Below are 15388 nucleotides of genomic sequence, written 5' to 3' on the forward strand. Positions count from 1 at the left end.
TCTAATTTTAATTTAATAAATATTTTATTCCTTCCATATTCCCCCTTCGGGGGTTAGGGGGCTTTATAATATTCAATAACTTCCTCAATCACCTCTTCTATAGTTGGTGTTGCGGCAATTACAATTTTTTTAATTTTCTTTGTTTCTAATGCTGATGCAGTCGTTTTACCTACGCAAAAGCAAACTTCGTTTTTGATTTTATTGTTTGTTAAATAACTCTCGACCGCAGAAGGGCTAAAAAACAATATGCCATCAAATTTCTCTTGATCAGATATTTTAAATGGGGCCAACTTGGTTTGATACACTTCAATTTCATTGAAAGTTATTCCAGCACTTTTTAATGCTTCCGGCAACGTTTCTTTACGCAAATTTCCACTCAAAAAAGTATAACTTTCTTTGTTGTAAATCAAAGTGATTATTTCAGCTAATTCAGATGCGTAATCCAAATAAACATCAACGGTAAAACCATGCGATTCTAATAACTCCTTGGTTTTAATCCCAACACAAAAAACAGGTTTGGTTTTTAAAACTTCCCAGCCGTTTTGCTCGATCAAACTTAAAACGGCATTTTGACTGCTAAAGATTAAGTTATTGTTGATTGTTTTGAGTTCAAAAAGGTTGTTTTTTATTTCGATAAAATCTTGCTCCAAAAGATCCAGATTAGCATCAAGAAGTACTTTCCTTTGCTCGTCAGTCAATGTTTTGGTAGATAAAATACTTGTTTGACTCATTATTTCTTCAAATTAATTTTAATTGTTTTCATCAATTCCACTCCGCCATTATCTAAAATTTCTTGGGCACAATAAAAGCCTAATTTTTTCCATTCTTGCATTGGAACGGTTTTTTCAACTTCTATTTTTTGTTTTCCATCTAATGAAAAAAGGACTCCTTTGAACACGATGTCATCTTCTACAAAGACTGCTAAACCGCCAATTGGTGCCGTACAACCGCCTTCGAGTGTTTTTAAAAACTGTCTTTCGATATGTGTGCAAACTTCGGTATCAATATCGTTAAGTTCGTTTAGCGCTTGTCTACAAAATTCATCATTTGCCATGGCAACAACTACCATAGCACCTTGAGCCGGCGCTGGAATCATCCAATCCAAATCTATATAATTAGAAGGTTTCAAGTTGATTCTTTCTAATCCAGCTGCCGCAAAAACAGCTCCGCTCCAGTCGCTTTCGTGCAACTTTTGCATTCTCGTATTTACGTTTCCGCGCAAATCTACTACGTTGTGATTGGGATATTTATTTAACCATTGCGCCTGACGACGCAAACTTCCTGTGGCAATTGTACCTTCATTATTAAGAAAATCAAGGTTTCCTTTGTGTACCAAAATGTCCAAGGTGTTGGCTCTTTCTAGAACGGCGGCTTGCACAATTCCTATAGGTAATGCCGTAGGAACATCCTTCATGGAATGCACCGCAATATCTACATCGCCATTGATCATAGCAACATCTAATGTCTTGGTGAAAATTCCAGTAATACCAAGCTCGTATAATGGCTTGTCTAAAATTATATCTCCAGTAGATTTAACGGCTAAAATTTCGGTTTTATACCCTAAATCGTTTAGCTTTTTCTGGACAGTGTGGGCTTGCCAAAGCGCAAGTTCGCTATCGCGGGTTCCTATTCTAATAACTTTTTCTGCCATTTTTATTTTTTGCTTTCAAAAAAGTTTTAAAAAATTAAAAAAACCATTAAGAAATTAAGGATTATTATGAGTTTATTTTACAGTAGCACCAATCTTAAACACTTTCTCAATCCATTCGATACTTTCATCGACCATTGTATCATCATCTTTTAAGTGATTGGCAAAATGCGTTGTAATTTTTTGGATGATTCTGTTGCTGATTATCTCCGCTTGCTCTTCATTGAAGTTGGAAATTTTCTTGCTTTGAAAATCCAGTTCCGATGCTTTTATCGCATTTAACTTGGCTTTCAAAGCGTGAATGGTTGGGGCAAATTTTCGTCCTTTGGTCCACGTAATAAATTCATCTTTGATTTCCTCAATAATAGCTTCAGCTGCAGGAATGTGTTTTTTTCTGTTTTCTAAAGTCTCGTCTGTTAGTTGTGACAAATAGTCCATGTGAATCAAGGTAACACCTTCAATTTCTTCCACATTTTCATTTACATTTTTCGGAATTGATAAATCCAATATCAACATTGGTTTTTTCAAATTCAGAATAGCTTTATCAATAGTTGGATTTTGAGCACCCGTAGCTACCACTACAACATCTGCTTTTTGAAGTTCCAAGTGCAGTTCAGAGTAATCTTTTACGATTAAGTTTAATTTTCCAGCTAATTTTTCGGCCTTTTCTTTGGTTCTATTAATTAGCGTAATGTGCTCGTTTTTTGTGTGTTTTACTAGGTTTTCGCAGGTATTTCTACCAATTTTTCCAGTACCAAACAAGAGAATGTTTTTGTTACCAATGTCTTGCACATTGTTGATAATATAACGAACTGCGGCAAAAGAAACCGAAGTAGCACCAGAGCTAATTTCTGTATCTGTTTTTATTTTTTTACTGGCTTGGATAACAGCATTGACTAGTCTTTCCATAAAAGCATTGGCTAAACCCAACGATTTTGACTGTGAAAAGGAATTTCTTATTTGTGCGATAATCTCAAAATCACCCAGAATCTGACTGTCTAAACCAGTTCCTACACGAAACATGTGGCTTATGGCTTCTTGATTTTTATAGACAAAGCCTACCTTTTGAAATGCTTCAACGGAGCCTTGGCTGTTCTCACAAATTAATTTGATTAATTGAAACGGATGTTCTGCATATCCATAGATTTCAGTACGATTGCAGGTAGAAGTGACTATTAAACTCTCTATTCCTTCATTTTTAGCTTGTTCCAGCAACCGCACTTTTGCAGCAGCATCCAAACTAAATTTTCCTCTAATCTCAGCATCTGCTTTTTTATAGCTTAGTCCAACGGCGTAAAAATAATGATGCTTCGATGTATTATTGTTTTCCATATTTGCACTTTTCCAAAAAGTGAGACAAAATTATCACTATAGTATTTATAAAAGTAACGCTAGAAGTTCTTTTTGTATCGCTTCGTGATTTTTTAATTCCAATGTCTTATTTTATGGTAAAAAAATCTATTTTTGTAATGAATTCAAGTTCTTTGAATTAAACTATTTAGAGTTGTTCTAAATAAAAAGGTTTAATAATTATGATTTTCATATTAAAAAAATATCGCTATGGGTTCTCAGGAAATTATAAAAATTGAAGATGACTTTACGCTTATCCGTTTTCAAAATGACGGGATCGAAAATTTTAACGTCCAACGTGAAGTCAGCAGTGGCCTGATTCAATTTCATTTTGGACTAAAGGGAAGCGCCAAATTTATCTTCAACCAAGGGAATTACACTTTAGAACTAAAAGAAGAAAAATCATTGCTTTTGTACAATCCACAAAAAGAATTGCCTTTAAATCTAGAATTAGCGCCGAATTCTTGGGTGATTTCGGTTATTATTTCCATCAAAAAATTCCACGCATTGTTCTCGAGCGAGGCAGATTATATTACTTTTTTAAGCGCAGACAATAAAGACAAAAAATATTATAACGAAGGCAATATCAGTCCATCAATGGCAATTGTATTGTCGCAATTGTTTCATTACAGTTTGCACCCATCTATTAAAAACTTGTATTACAAAGGAAAAGGGTACGAATTGCTGAGTTTGTATTTCAACCGAACCGAAGACCCAAATGCAGAACAATGTCCGTTTTTAATCGATGAAGACAATGTGATCAAAATAAAAAGAGCCAAAGAAATTATTATTGCAAATATGGCTGAACCGCCAGGTTTGCAAGAGTTAGCGGATGAAATAGGATTGAATTTGAAGAAACTAAAAATGGGTTTCAAACAAATTTATGGGGATACCGTTTATGGGTTTTTATTTGATTACAAAATGGATTTTGCTCGAAAATTACTCGACAGCGGTTCCTATAATGTAAATGAAGTAGGACTCAAAATTGGATACAGCACTGGAAGCCACTTTATAGCGGCATTCAAAAAGAAATTTGCTACAACGCCAAAAAAATATTTAATGTCCATCAATCCAAATATGGCGTAATCCATTGATTTCATATATTAAACAATAAATAAAAAATAGTTAAGCACAATTTTTAAAAAAGTAAGTTTAGGTACTTTTGTAATAATAAAAAACAACAACATGAAAGGTGTATTATTAGTAAATTTAGGTTCTCCAGAAAGTCCAACTCCAAAAGATGTAAAACCGTATTTAGATGAATTTTTAATGGACAAATACGTAATTGATGTTCCGTTTTTGTTGCGAGCTTTATTAGTTCGTGGAATTATCTTGCAAACCAGACCTAAAAAATCGGCAGCTGCTTACGCAAAAATATGGTGGGACGAAGGTTCGCCGCTTGTAGTTATCTCGAAAAGAATGCACGAAAAGGTACAAAAACTAGTTGATGTACCTGTGTCGCTTGCGATGCGTTACGGAAATCCTTCCTTGCTTTCTGGGTTACAAGAATTGCATGATAAAGGCGTGACCGAGGTGCTGCTTTTTCCTTTGTATCCGCAACATGCCATGGCTTCTACTACTACAATATTGGAACTAGCTGAAGAACATCGTAAAAAATATTTCCCAGAAATGAAATTTACTATTGTTCCTGCTTTTTATAACAAACCTGATTACTTGCAAAACCTTGCTGATTCTATCAAGGGACATTTAAAAAGTTTTGACTACGATCATTTATTATTTTCCTACCACGGTATTCCAGAGCGTCACATTCGCAAAACAGATATTACCAAGTCACATTGTAAAATAGACGGTTCTTGTTGCAACACGCCTTCACCAGCACATGAATTTTGCTACCGTCACCAATGTTACGAAACAACGAAACAAGTGGTAAAATTATTAGGTATCCCAGAAGGAAAGTACAGTCAAACTTTTCAATCGCGACTAGCGGGTGACAAATGGTTGACTCCATACACGGATGTTGAAGTGAATAAAATGCCAAAAAAAGGTATTAAAAACCTTGCCGTTGTAACACCTGCTTTTGTATCTGATTGCTTAGAAACATTAGAAGAAATTGCCATGGAAGCAGGTCACGAATTTAAAGAAAATGGTGGTGAAGAATTTTTAGCTATTCCTTGTTTAAATGATGGAGATGATTGGTGTGCAACGGTAGGAAACTGGATCACAAAATGGTCAAATGTTTCGGCACCAATTAAGGCTGACGCTGAAAAAATAACAGCGTAAATGACTCTTACCGCTGATGAGTTAGGTACTCAGGACATTAAAAAACTCTTGATCAAACAAGCCGTCCCCTCCTCTATTGGAATTTTATTCATGTCGATTAATATTTTAATTGACACCATTTTTGTTGGGCAATGGATTGGTTCATTAGCTATTGCAGCGGTAACCGTAGTTTTACCCATCACCTTTTTGATTTCCTCTTTAGGAATGGCAATTGGCGTGGGCGGAGGCTCCGTACTTTCTAGAGCTTTAGGCGCTAATGACCGAGAGAAAGCTCTGCTAACTTTTGGCAATCAGATCAAGATGACTTTTTTATTGGCTTCTATTTTTGTGCTATTTGGACTTGTCTACAGCGATGAAATGCTATTGCTTTTTGGTGCCAAAGGAGCAATTATGCAACCCGCTAAAGAATTTTTTATCCCCATAATAATCAGCGTACCGTTTCTAGCTCTTTGTATGATGGGAAATAATGTGATTCGGGCCGAAGGCAAAGCTAAATTTGCTATGATGGCGATGATTATCCCCGCTTTTGTCAATATTGGATTGGATATTCTTTTTATAAGATATATGAGTTTGGGAATGTTTGGCGCTGCTTTGGCGACAGCCATATCTTATTTTACCTGTTTCTTATTTGTACTTTGGTTTTTTGTTTTCAAAAGCGAACTACAATTAAAAATAAAGCATTTCAAATTTAAAATGCCCATTGTCAAAGAAATTACCGAATTGAGTTTCGTTACTTTTTCACGACAAGGAGTAGTGAGCATTTTGGCGATAATCTTGAACCATACTTTATACACTTACGGCGGCGAACATTCTGTGGCGATTTATGGAATTATCAGCCGAATGTTGATGTTTGCTTTGTTTCCAATACTGGGTATTACACAAGGGTTTTTGCCTATTGCTGGTTTTAATTATGGCGCACAAAATCACGCCAGAGTAAAAGACACCGTACTGCTTTCAATTAAATATTCCGCTTTACTAGCTACAATAATTTTTGTTGTTATTTTAATTTTCGCTAAACCTATTGTTGCCATTTTTACAACTGATCCACACGTAATTGATCAAACTCCGGAAGCTTTGCGCTGGGTGTTTGCGGCTTCGCCAATTATTGCCGTTCAACTTATTGGTGCGGCCTATTTTCAGGCAGCAGGAAAAGCACAAAAAGCGTTGCTTTTGACGTTAAGCAAACAAGGATTCTTCCTAATTCCGTTAGTGCTGATTCTACCAAATTTTTTAGGTATTTTTGGCGTGTGGATTGCATTCCCAATCGCAGATATTTTATCAACGATATTAACTGGCTATTTTCTAAAAAAAGAAATGAATACCAAACTGATTCAAACCAACTATGGAATACTATAATTACCTGAAATCCCTGCACCTCATCTTTGTAATTACATGGTTTGTAGGTCTATTTAATATTGTTCGCTTATTTGTTTACCAAATAGAGGCGGCTGATAAACCATCGCCCGAAAAAGAAATTTTACAAAAACAATTCAAAATAATGACCTATCGCATGTGGTATATTATCACTTGGCCTTCGTCTATATTAGCGAGCATTTTTGCTTTCTGGATGTTGTTTTTTACTGATTTAGGTAACGCTTGGTTAAAAATGCCTTGGATGCACGTAAAACTTGGCTTTGTATTTGCGCTGTACTTATACCATGCAAAATGCCATCAAATATTCAAGCAATTGCAGAATAATCAAGTCAATTACACTTCTAACTTCATGCGTTTGTGGAACGAAGGCGCGACAATTATCCTTTTTGCAGTGGTTTTTTTAGTTATTCTAAAAAATGCAGTAAATTGGATTTATGGTGTTATAGGAATAATTTTGTTTTCCGTTTTAATCATGCTTGGATTTAAATTTTACAAAAAAATTAGAGAAAGAAATCAATCTTAAAATGTTTAAAAGCTTCAAAATAGCAATGCTTTCGCTACGAATTAGGATTTTCCTTTCGATGATTGTATTGATCATAATGGCTTCTGTAATATTAGCGTCCATATCTATTTTCCAATTTAAAAATGAGGCCAAAGAATACCACCAAGAGCGCTTGGAACGAAATGAAAATGCAGTAAAACAACACATTAACTTCATTCTTTCCACCACTACCTATCCGTTAACTTCTGGCAATTTAGATTTAATTTTTAAAGATAAAATTCACGAATTAGCCCACATTCACAACATAGAAATCAATATTTATAGTCTGGAAGGAAAATTACTAAAATCGTCTAAAGAATCTTTTTCAGTAGACAAAGTGGCTCCACCAATTCCCAAATACATTTTAAAACTGGTGCGCTCTTCCATCGAAAAAAGGTACGTAGATATCAAAACTATTGATGGCAAAAAAAATCGTTCGGCCTTCAGCCAAATCAAAGACGATAAATTTAAACCGCTTGGAATTTTAAATTTACCTTACGTAGAAGACGATGGTTATTATGAAAACGAACTTAAAAGTTTCTTAATTCGCTTAGGTCAAGTATATACGTTCATGCTACTAATGGCATTCGCTTTTGCCTATTTTTTGTCTTCGTACATCACAAAATCCTTGAAAACCATCTCCGATAAATTAAGCGAAACAAGCTTAAATCAAAAAAACGAAAAAATCGTCTTGGAGGCCAACAGTAATGAAATAAATTTATTGATTAAAGCCTACAACGGAATGGTGGATGAACTGGAAAAAAGTGCTATCAAATTGGCACAAAGCGAGCGAGAAGAAGCTTGGCGCGAAATGGCGAAACAAGTAGCGCACGAAATCAAGAATCCGCTTACGCCGATGCGCTTAACGGTACAAAGTTTTCAGCGAAAATTTGACCCTACAGATCCCAATGTAAAACAAAAAATGAACGACTACTCGGAGACGCTTATTCAACAAATTGACACGATGAGTGCGGTAGCTTCGGCTTTTTCGAATTTTGCATCGATGCCAGCGCAGCAAAATGAAACCTTGAATGTGGTGGAAGTTGTAGAACTCGCCATGGATATTTTCAATGAGGAGTATATTGAATTCCTGAGTGATTCTCCCGAAATTATTTCGAAAATTGACCGTACCCAACTCATCCGGATTATCACTAATCTAGCGAAGAATGCCATTCAATCCATTCCAGAACAACAAGTAGAAAAATCTGTACTAGTTCGCATTCGCAAAGAAAATAATAATGTCTTGATCACCGTTACTGACAACGGAATTGGCATTCAACTCAAAGACATCGACCGAATATTCGAACCTAAATTTACCACCAAGAGTAGCGGAATGGGTCTAGGCCTAGGAATTATAAAAAACATCATCGAAAATTATAAAGGAACAATTACCTTTGAAACTGAATTTGGAAAAGGAACTACTTTTATTGTTTCGCTTCCAATAATTAACACCTAAAAATACAATTATGAACTACGAAAATATTTTAATTACTACCGAAAATAACATCGCAACGATTACCATCAATCGTCCTACAAAATTGAATGCGTTGAACGTCGCCACAATTTCTGATTTGAACAAAGCTTTCAAAATTTTAGCAGCAAATGATGAAGTTCGGGTTATTATTTTAACGGGAAGTGGTGAAAAAGCATTTGTCGCAGGTGCTGATATTTCTGAATTTGCGCACTTTAGTATCGCAGAAGGAGCGCAATTAGCCGCCGACGGACAAGAGAAATTATTTGATTTTGTAGAAAATCTAAAAACGCCCGTTATTGCAGCCGTGAACGGATTTGCATTGGGTGGCGGATTAGAATTAGCAATGGCGTGTCATTTCAGAATCGCTTCTGAAAATGCAAAAATGGGATTACCCGAAGTTTCATTAGGCGTAATTCCAGGATATGGAGGAACGCAACGTTTGCCTCAATTAATAGGAAAAGGACGTGCCATGGAAATGATTATGACCGCGGGAATGGTAACGGCACAAGACGCATACCGAACTGGATTAGTGAATCACGTTGTGCCTGAAGGTGAACTTCTTGACTATTGTATAAGTCTAGCCAATAAAATAATAAAGAATTCTCCGTATGCTATAGGTAAAGCCATCAAAGCAGTTAATGCCAACTTCAAAGAAGGTAAAAACGGGTATGAAACCGAAATAAAAGCGTTTGGAAAATGTTTTGGAACTCAAGATTTTAAAGAAGGAACAACGGCTTTCTTAGAGAAAAGAAAAGCAGTTTTTACTGGGAAATAAGAACAAAAGAGAACCAATTGGTTCTCTTTTTATTTTATAAATGATTATCGTTTAAAATAATCTTTCCTTTAAAGAGATTGTTTGATTTACAACACTTAATTTTACAGACCCGTTTCAGAATATAACATATCATATAAAAATCAACTTATGTCCTTCCAACCAGTATTTGCCCAATTTTGGGAAAAGGTAAAAGAAAGCATCGAAAACCATACCTACGCTAAACTAACACTTGCCAAAACCATTGGTGATACGGAACTGAAAAACATTTATGTGCGTCCTGTTTTACAAGAAAATGACGTGTTTATTCTTTCGGTTATAGCGCGCTACAAAACCGAAGAAGTAGAGAGTTTTCATACGCTAGACGAAGCATTTATTGTACTGGCTGCGTATATGAACAACCCATTTTTGACTGCTTTGCTGTTTACTACCGAGAATGACATCACCTTTAAACTTAATAAAAAAAGAGTAGGAAGTATTGTGGAACAAGCACCAACTTTTAAAAATGCTTCGGATATTATTTTAGAAATGCAAGCGAAAGGGATTTAAAAATAGTGGTCAGTGATCAGTCCCGAAGCTTCGGGATTAGTGATCAGTTCATGGATTATGTGTAAAACAATACTGCAATCGATTTTTCTGAAGTAAAGTAGTAAAATTTCAACGTCAACAAACTGAACACTGCTTACTTATTTCTCCCCTTCCCATTCCGCATAAAACTGCGCTAGAAAACCTTCCATATAACGATGTCTTTCTTGTGCAATTTGTTTTCCTGTGGCTGTATTCATCTTATCTTTTAAGAGCAATAATTTCTCGTAGAAATGATTGATCGTTGGAGAATCGTTCTTCTTGTATTCTTCCTTAGTCATACTCGAATTTGGTGCGATTTCAGGATCGTAGAGCGTTCTATTTTTAAATCCCCCATAATTGAACGTTCTCGCAATTCCAATCGCTCCAATAGCGTCTAAACGATCCGCATCCTGAACAATACTCAATTCTATCGAAGTAAATTTTTTCTCGAAATTCCCGCCTTTGAAGGATATGTTTTCAATGATATTCACCACATGCGTGATAATCTCCTCATCAACCTTTTCTAATTCTAAAAATTCCCGAGCTACTCTTGGACCAATAGTTTCGTCACCATTATGAAACTTACTATCAGCAATATCGTGCAGTAAAGCACCCAGTTGAACAATAGTGGTGTCACAAACTTCATTTTTCAAAATCAAAACAGCATTTTTATACACTCTTTCGATATGAAACCAGTCGTGTCCGCCTTCGGCATCGTTGAGTTTTTCTTTAACAAAAAGAATTGTTTTAGCAATTAAATCAGGGTTTGTCATTGTTTATTTTATTTTAAAAAAAATGTTGAATTTTAAAGTTATCCAACTTCAAAATCCAACATTTATATTCTTTATTTAGTATTAAGAAATCTATCGTATCAAAGCTGGCTCTACCCATTTAAAAATATGTGACTCTTGTGGAATCACTAATCTTTCAGATATTTTTGCCATTCTTCCAGGTAATTTCATTAAATAATCACGTGCTTTTTCGGCCTCATCTGTCAAACCAGAAATCTTGTCAATTTCCCATTTGTCAATTAATTTCTGCATGATATCAACATAATCGGCTGCAGTGTATACCCCGATTCGTTGTGCCGAATCAGAAAATTGTTCAAATGCGGTACTGATTTTTTCACCTGATTCTCTCAAGAAATGCGCTGGCATAACGATTTTCGCTTTCATCATGTATTGAAAAGCAAGCATCATTTCGCTAGGATCAATCTGGAAAATTCGGTTTACAAATTCGCTGTACGCATGATGATGGCGCATCTCATCACCAGCAATCATTTTACACATTTTAGATAATTTGTTATCTCCGTATTTCTTGGCCATTTGCGCCACTCTATTGTGAGAAACATAGGTTGCCAATTCTTGAAAACTTGTGTAAATAAAATTTTTATACGGATCTCTTCCGGTTCCAATATCAAAACCATCACTTATTAGGTGTTGTGTTGTCATTTCGACTTCTCGCATGTTCACACGACCGGATAAATACAAATATTTGTTCAGCAAATCGCCATGACGATTTTCTTCACCTGTCCATTGTCTGATCCATTTAGACCAACCGTTTCTTTCTACGTTATCAATTCCCTCTACGTCCATTAACCAGGATTCATACGTTGGCAATGCTTCCTCAGTAATGGTATCACCTACTAAAGTTACCCAAAAATCGTATGGTAATTCTTTTGCAATTTCACGTAATTCTTTGACCTCATCAAAAAAAGTATCGCTCTGAGAATTTGGCAAAAAATCAGTAGGTTGCCATATTTTTTCTACTGGAATTAGATACTGATCGACAAAGCTGTCTACGTTTTTTTCCAAAAACTGCATTACTTCTAATCGAATGTTTTTTATTGACATTATATATAAATTAAATTTTTATTCCTTGAACTACTGCTGCTTCCGCTTTTGCTATCAAATCAGCAAAATTATACTCGCTTACCGCTAAAGGTTTATGCACTACAAAGGTAAGGCGATTTCCTAAACCTAATGGAAAAAATCCGTATTTAACTATTTTCCAAGAATTGTTTATACTTACTGGAACCACGTATGCCGAAGGAGCATTTTTGCACAAAATCTTCAATCCTGTTTGAGAGAAAGCTTTGGGTACGCCCGTTTTACTTCGTGTTCCTTCGGGAAAAATAACAGCTGAACGATTGTGTTTCTCGATATATTCAGCCAATCCCTTAATGGCTGGTATGGCTTGTTTAGGATCTTTTCGATCAATAAGAACTGAACCTCCGTGACGCAAATTATACGAAACACTTGGAATACCTTTTCCCAACTCCTTCTTGCTGACAAATTTACAATGAAATCGACGAAAAAACCAAATCATAGCAATAATATCATACATACTTTGATGGTTCGACACAAAAATTATTGGAACATTTTCTGGAATGCTTTCTCTATTTTCAAATTTATAAGTTGTTCCTAAAAGATTGGTGCACCTCAACAAGAAAAAATTCAAATAATCGACGCTTATCTTGTGTGTTTGATAGCCAAAAACATTGAAACAAACCCACTGTATTGGATGAAAAATTACCAAAGTTAAGCCGAAGCACAAATAATAAATAACAGAAATGGGATATGAAATCAGTTTTTGCATGCTTTAAAATTTTGCTACAAAAGTAAGAAATATATTTTTAGCGGTATTTACATCCAAAACAATACATAGGCAAAACGTTTAATCGTAACTTTGTGACTTTAAAAAGTTACTTTTTTCTATTACAATGAATTTCACGTACCCAAAAACCGAAAAATTAAAAAGCAAAATCACGATTGGATTATTGTTTACCGAAGGGAAATCTGTATCTAAATATCCGTTGCGATTGGTCTATAAATCAAGTGACTATAACAATCCCGAATCCCGAAACTTCGGGATGGGAGAAAAAATTAAAATGGGCGTTTCGGTTTCCAAAAAGAATTTTAAGAAAGCTGTCGATCGCAATTACTTCAAACGAGTGTTGCGCGAAACCTATCGTTTAAACAAACACCTACTTATTGACAATCTAGACCAACCGTATTCTTTTATGTTTTTTTACCAAACGAAGGACCGCTTATCTTATGAGGAAATCAACACTAAAACCATTCAATTGTTTGAGAAGTTTATTGCTCAAAATTGTAAAAAACCAGCCTCAGAAGTTACTGATACTTCAAAAACATAATCCTTTTACTCTACCAACTAAACATAATTGGCATAAGGTGGCCTCTCCTTCTATTATTTAATGATTAATTCCTATTTTAGTGGTTTCAAAATAAGTCAATTAAACCTATGAACTTTCTTCAAAAAAAATTTATACTCCCTGTTGTCGCCTCAGCGTTTCTATTTATTGGTGCTAGTTTCAAAGATGATTTTTTTGAAATTGCCAAGCAAATTGAGATATTCACTACTCTCTTCAAGGAATTAAACCGCAATTATGTTGATGAAACGAATCCTGGTGATTTAATGGACAAAGCAATAAAGGGAATGCTCGCCAACCTAGATCCGTATACCGTTTATTTTAACGAGCAGGACGTAGTGCGATTCAAAATCAACAATACCGGAGAATACACGGGAATAGGCGCGCTATTGACTCGAAAAGAGGATAAATTAATAGTCAAAGAAGCCTATAAAAATTTCCCCGCCGATAAAGCAGGATTGAAAGCAGGCGACGAAATTATACAAATTGGAGACGTTGTTTTGGCTGATTTTAAAGAGGATGCTTCCCAGCTTTTTAAAGGTGCAAAAAACACTAAAATCGATATCAAATACATCCGTCAAGGAAAAACTAGTGCAACTCAAATTGTTTTGGATGAAGTCGAAATTAAATCGGTTCCCTTTTATGCAAAAATAGACGATAAAACAGGCTATATTGTTTTGTCACATTTTAATAAAAAAGCATCCAACGAAACCAAAGAGGCGCTGGAAGAACTAAAAAAGCAAGGTGCAGAACGCATTATACTTGACGTTAGAGATAATCCAGGAGGACTATTGAATGAAGCCGTTAATATTTGCAATTTATTCGTTCCTAAAAACGAGACTATTGTTACTACAAAATCAAAAATTGAGAAACACAACAGTACTTATAAAACAACTAAAGATCCTGTAGATACTGAAATTCCATTGATTATTCTTGTCAATCGTCGCAGTGCTTCTGCCTCCGAAATCGTGGCTGGCGCGTTACAAGATTTAGATCGTGCTGTAGTGGTAGGAAGTCGTAGTTTTGGAAAAGGACTGGTACAACGACCGGTTGACTTAACCTTTGGCACACAACTCAAAGTTACTATTTCTCGCTATTACACGCCATCCGGAAGGTGCATTCAAGCACTTGATTACTCTAAAAAAGATAAAAATGGTAAAGCTATAAAAACCGAAGAGAAAAACTATAACGCCTTTAAAACCCGAAAAGGAAGAACCGTATATGATGGTGGCGGAATTCAACCAGACATTGAACTAGAGGATGCTAAATCTAGCCCAATCACTGATGCTTTAATCAAAAACGATGGGATTTTTAATTATGTAACCAGTTATTATTATAAAAATCCTAATCTAGGAAACCGCATACCTACACTTTCTGATGCCGATTTTATAGATTTTAAACAGTTTTTAAAGACCCAAAAATTCTCTTTTGATACCGAAACTGAATTGGCTTTAAAAAATACTTTGGCTGTAGCCAAAAAAGAAAAAATAGACGAGTCCATACTTGCCGAATACCAACAATTGCTGACCGCGCTTCAAAAAAGTGAGAATGCTTTACTGGACAAAAACCAAAAAGAAATTAAAAATCTTATTTTGGATGAAATTATAAAACGCTATCAATACCAAGAAGGATTGTATCAATACTACATCAAAAACAATACGGAAATTAAAAAAGCGATGAGTATTTTGAACAATACTACTGAATACAAAACGATACTTAAGATATAATGAAAGCGATATGGCCTTTTATAGAGTGTGCAAATTTATTTGGTTCTTTTCATTTCAATATGCGGAATATCATCTTCTAAATACATTTTGCTTGTTTGCACAAATCCGTGGCTTTCATAGAATTTTTTGAGGTACAATTGTGCTCCAATAGTGATGTTGCTTTCGCCAAAATGCAACGCAATTCCAGCTATTGATTCCCGCATTAATTCATGTCCCCATTTTCGATCGCGGTATTTAGGCGAAACGGTAACTCTCCCAATCGATGCGTAATCAAAACTTATTCCGGGTTGAAACAATCTAGAATGTGCTACAATTTCTCCCTCAAACTCACCTATGAGGTGCAAGGCAACTTTGTCTTTTCCGTCAAGATCAAGATAAACGCAATTTTGTTCTACTACAAAGATCTCACTTCTTAATTGCAATACATCATATAGTTCGTGAACCGTAAGTGCTTCAAACGCTTTGATTTTCCAATGTACCATCGTCCTTTTTTGTTTTTTTAGACTACAAAGAAATGAAATT

The 15388-nt window shown here is 35.3% G+C and carries 16 protein-coding genes; 9 read left to right on the forward strand and 7 right to left on the reverse strand.

The window, feature by feature from the left end; all coding sequences use genetic code 11:
* Window positions 1–53: 53 nt before the first annotated feature.
* The 3 genes from ACNQGO_RS11895 to hemA form a co-directional block, all read right to left on the reverse strand.
* Window positions 54–731: a uroporphyrinogen-III synthase gene (locus ACNQGO_RS11895; protein ID WP_417985370.1), complete on the reverse strand. Its 678-nt coding sequence runs from the start codon at window positions 729–731 to the stop codon at window positions 54–56.
* Window positions 731–1651, reverse strand: a complete 921-nt coding sequence (hemC, locus tag ACNQGO_RS11900; protein ID WP_417985371.1) for a hydroxymethylbilane synthase — start codon at window positions 1649–1651, stop codon at window positions 731–733. The genes ACNQGO_RS11895 and hemC overlap by 1 nt, the downstream gene beginning before the upstream one ends.
* A gap of 72 nt (window positions 1652–1723) precedes the next feature.
* Window positions 1724–2980 carry a glutamyl-tRNA reductase gene (gene hemA, locus ACNQGO_RS11905; protein ID WP_417985372.1) on the reverse strand — a complete coding sequence of 419 codons (1257 nt, stop codon included), beginning with the start codon at window positions 2978–2980 and terminating at the stop codon, window positions 1724–1726.
* A 228-nt stretch (window positions 2981–3208) separates the two neighbouring features.
* Between hemA and ACNQGO_RS11910 the strand changes: the two genes are divergently transcribed.
* The 7 genes from ACNQGO_RS11910 (at window position 3209) to ACNQGO_RS11940 (ending at window position 9949) form a co-directional block, all read left to right on the forward strand.
* Window positions 3209–4084, forward strand: coding sequence for an AraC family transcriptional regulator (locus ACNQGO_RS11910; protein ID WP_417985373.1), 876 nt, complete (start codon window positions 3209–3211; stop codon window positions 4082–4084).
* Window positions 4085–4183: 99 nt separating this feature from the next.
* On the forward strand, window positions 4184–5239 hold the full coding sequence (gene hemH / locus ACNQGO_RS11915; RefSeq protein ID WP_417985374.1) for a ferrochelatase: 1056 nt from the start codon (window positions 4184–4186) through the stop codon (window positions 5237–5239).
* On the forward strand, window positions 5240–6595 hold the full coding sequence (locus tag ACNQGO_RS11920) for an MATE family efflux transporter (RefSeq protein ID WP_417985375.1): 1356 nt from the start codon (window positions 5240–5242) through the stop codon (window positions 6593–6595).
* Entirely contained in the window at window positions 6582–7136 is a 555-nt protein-coding gene (locus tag ACNQGO_RS11925; protein WP_417985376.1) for a CopD family protein, read from the forward strand. Before ACNQGO_RS11920 ends, ACNQGO_RS11925 begins: the two co-directional genes overlap by 14 nt.
* Window position 7137: 1 nt before the next feature.
* On the forward strand, window positions 7138–8610 hold the full coding sequence (locus ACNQGO_RS11930) for a sensor histidine kinase (RefSeq protein WP_417968326.1): 1473 nt from the start codon (window positions 7138–7140) through the stop codon (window positions 8608–8610).
* Window positions 8611–8620: 10 nt separating this feature from the next.
* On the forward strand, window positions 8621–9403 hold the full coding sequence (locus tag ACNQGO_RS11935) for an enoyl-CoA hydratase/isomerase family protein (RefSeq protein ID WP_417985377.1): 783 nt from the start codon (window positions 8621–8623) through the stop codon (window positions 9401–9403).
* 147 nt (window positions 9404–9550) lie between these two features.
* Window positions 9551–9949, forward strand: a complete 399-nt coding sequence (locus ACNQGO_RS11940; RefSeq protein ID WP_417985378.1) for a hypothetical protein — start codon at window positions 9551–9553, stop codon at window positions 9947–9949.
* A 137-nt stretch (window positions 9950–10086) separates the two neighbouring features.
* On the opposite strand, the gene ACNQGO_RS11945 is transcribed toward ACNQGO_RS11940, so the two are convergent.
* The 3 genes from ACNQGO_RS11945 to ACNQGO_RS11955 form a co-directional block, all read right to left on the reverse strand.
* A complete protein-coding gene (locus tag ACNQGO_RS11945; protein ID WP_417968320.1) occupies window positions 10087–10740 on the reverse strand; it encodes an HD domain-containing protein in 654 nt (217 codons plus the stop codon).
* Between the two features lie 90 nt (window positions 10741–10830).
* Window positions 10831–11820: an acyl-ACP desaturase gene (locus tag ACNQGO_RS11950; protein WP_309757565.1), complete on the reverse strand. Its 990-nt coding sequence runs from the start codon at window positions 11818–11820 to the stop codon at window positions 10831–10833.
* 10 nt (window positions 11821–11830) lie between these two features.
* Window positions 11831–12565, reverse strand: a complete 735-nt coding sequence (locus ACNQGO_RS11955; protein WP_417968319.1) for a lysophospholipid acyltransferase family protein — start codon at window positions 12563–12565, stop codon at window positions 11831–11833.
* Window positions 12566–12689: 124 nt separating this feature from the next.
* Between ACNQGO_RS11955 and ACNQGO_RS11960 the strand changes: the two genes are divergently transcribed.
* Both ACNQGO_RS11960 and ACNQGO_RS11965 read left to right on the forward strand, forming a co-directional pair.
* A complete protein-coding gene (locus tag ACNQGO_RS11960) occupies window positions 12690–13124 on the forward strand; it encodes a ribonuclease P protein component (RefSeq protein WP_417968316.1) in 435 nt (144 codons plus the stop codon).
* A gap of 107 nt (window positions 13125–13231) precedes the next feature.
* Window positions 13232–14866 carry a S41 family peptidase gene (locus ACNQGO_RS11965; RefSeq protein WP_417985379.1) on the forward strand — a complete coding sequence of 545 codons (1635 nt, stop codon included), beginning with the start codon at window positions 13232–13234 and terminating at the stop codon, window positions 14864–14866.
* Between the two features lie 35 nt (window positions 14867–14901).
* On the opposite strand, the gene ACNQGO_RS11970 is transcribed toward ACNQGO_RS11965, so the two are convergent.
* Window positions 14902–15348 (reverse strand): GNAT family N-acetyltransferase, encoded by a 447-nt coding sequence (locus ACNQGO_RS11970; protein ID WP_417985380.1) that lies wholly within the window; start codon window positions 15346–15348, stop codon window positions 14902–14904.
* Between the last annotated feature and the right edge of the window lie 40 nt (window positions 15349–15388).

Source organism: Flavobacterium frigidum (assembly GCF_048286735.1).
Classification (GTDB): domain Bacteria; phylum Bacteroidota; class Bacteroidia; order Flavobacteriales; family Flavobacteriaceae; genus Flavobacterium.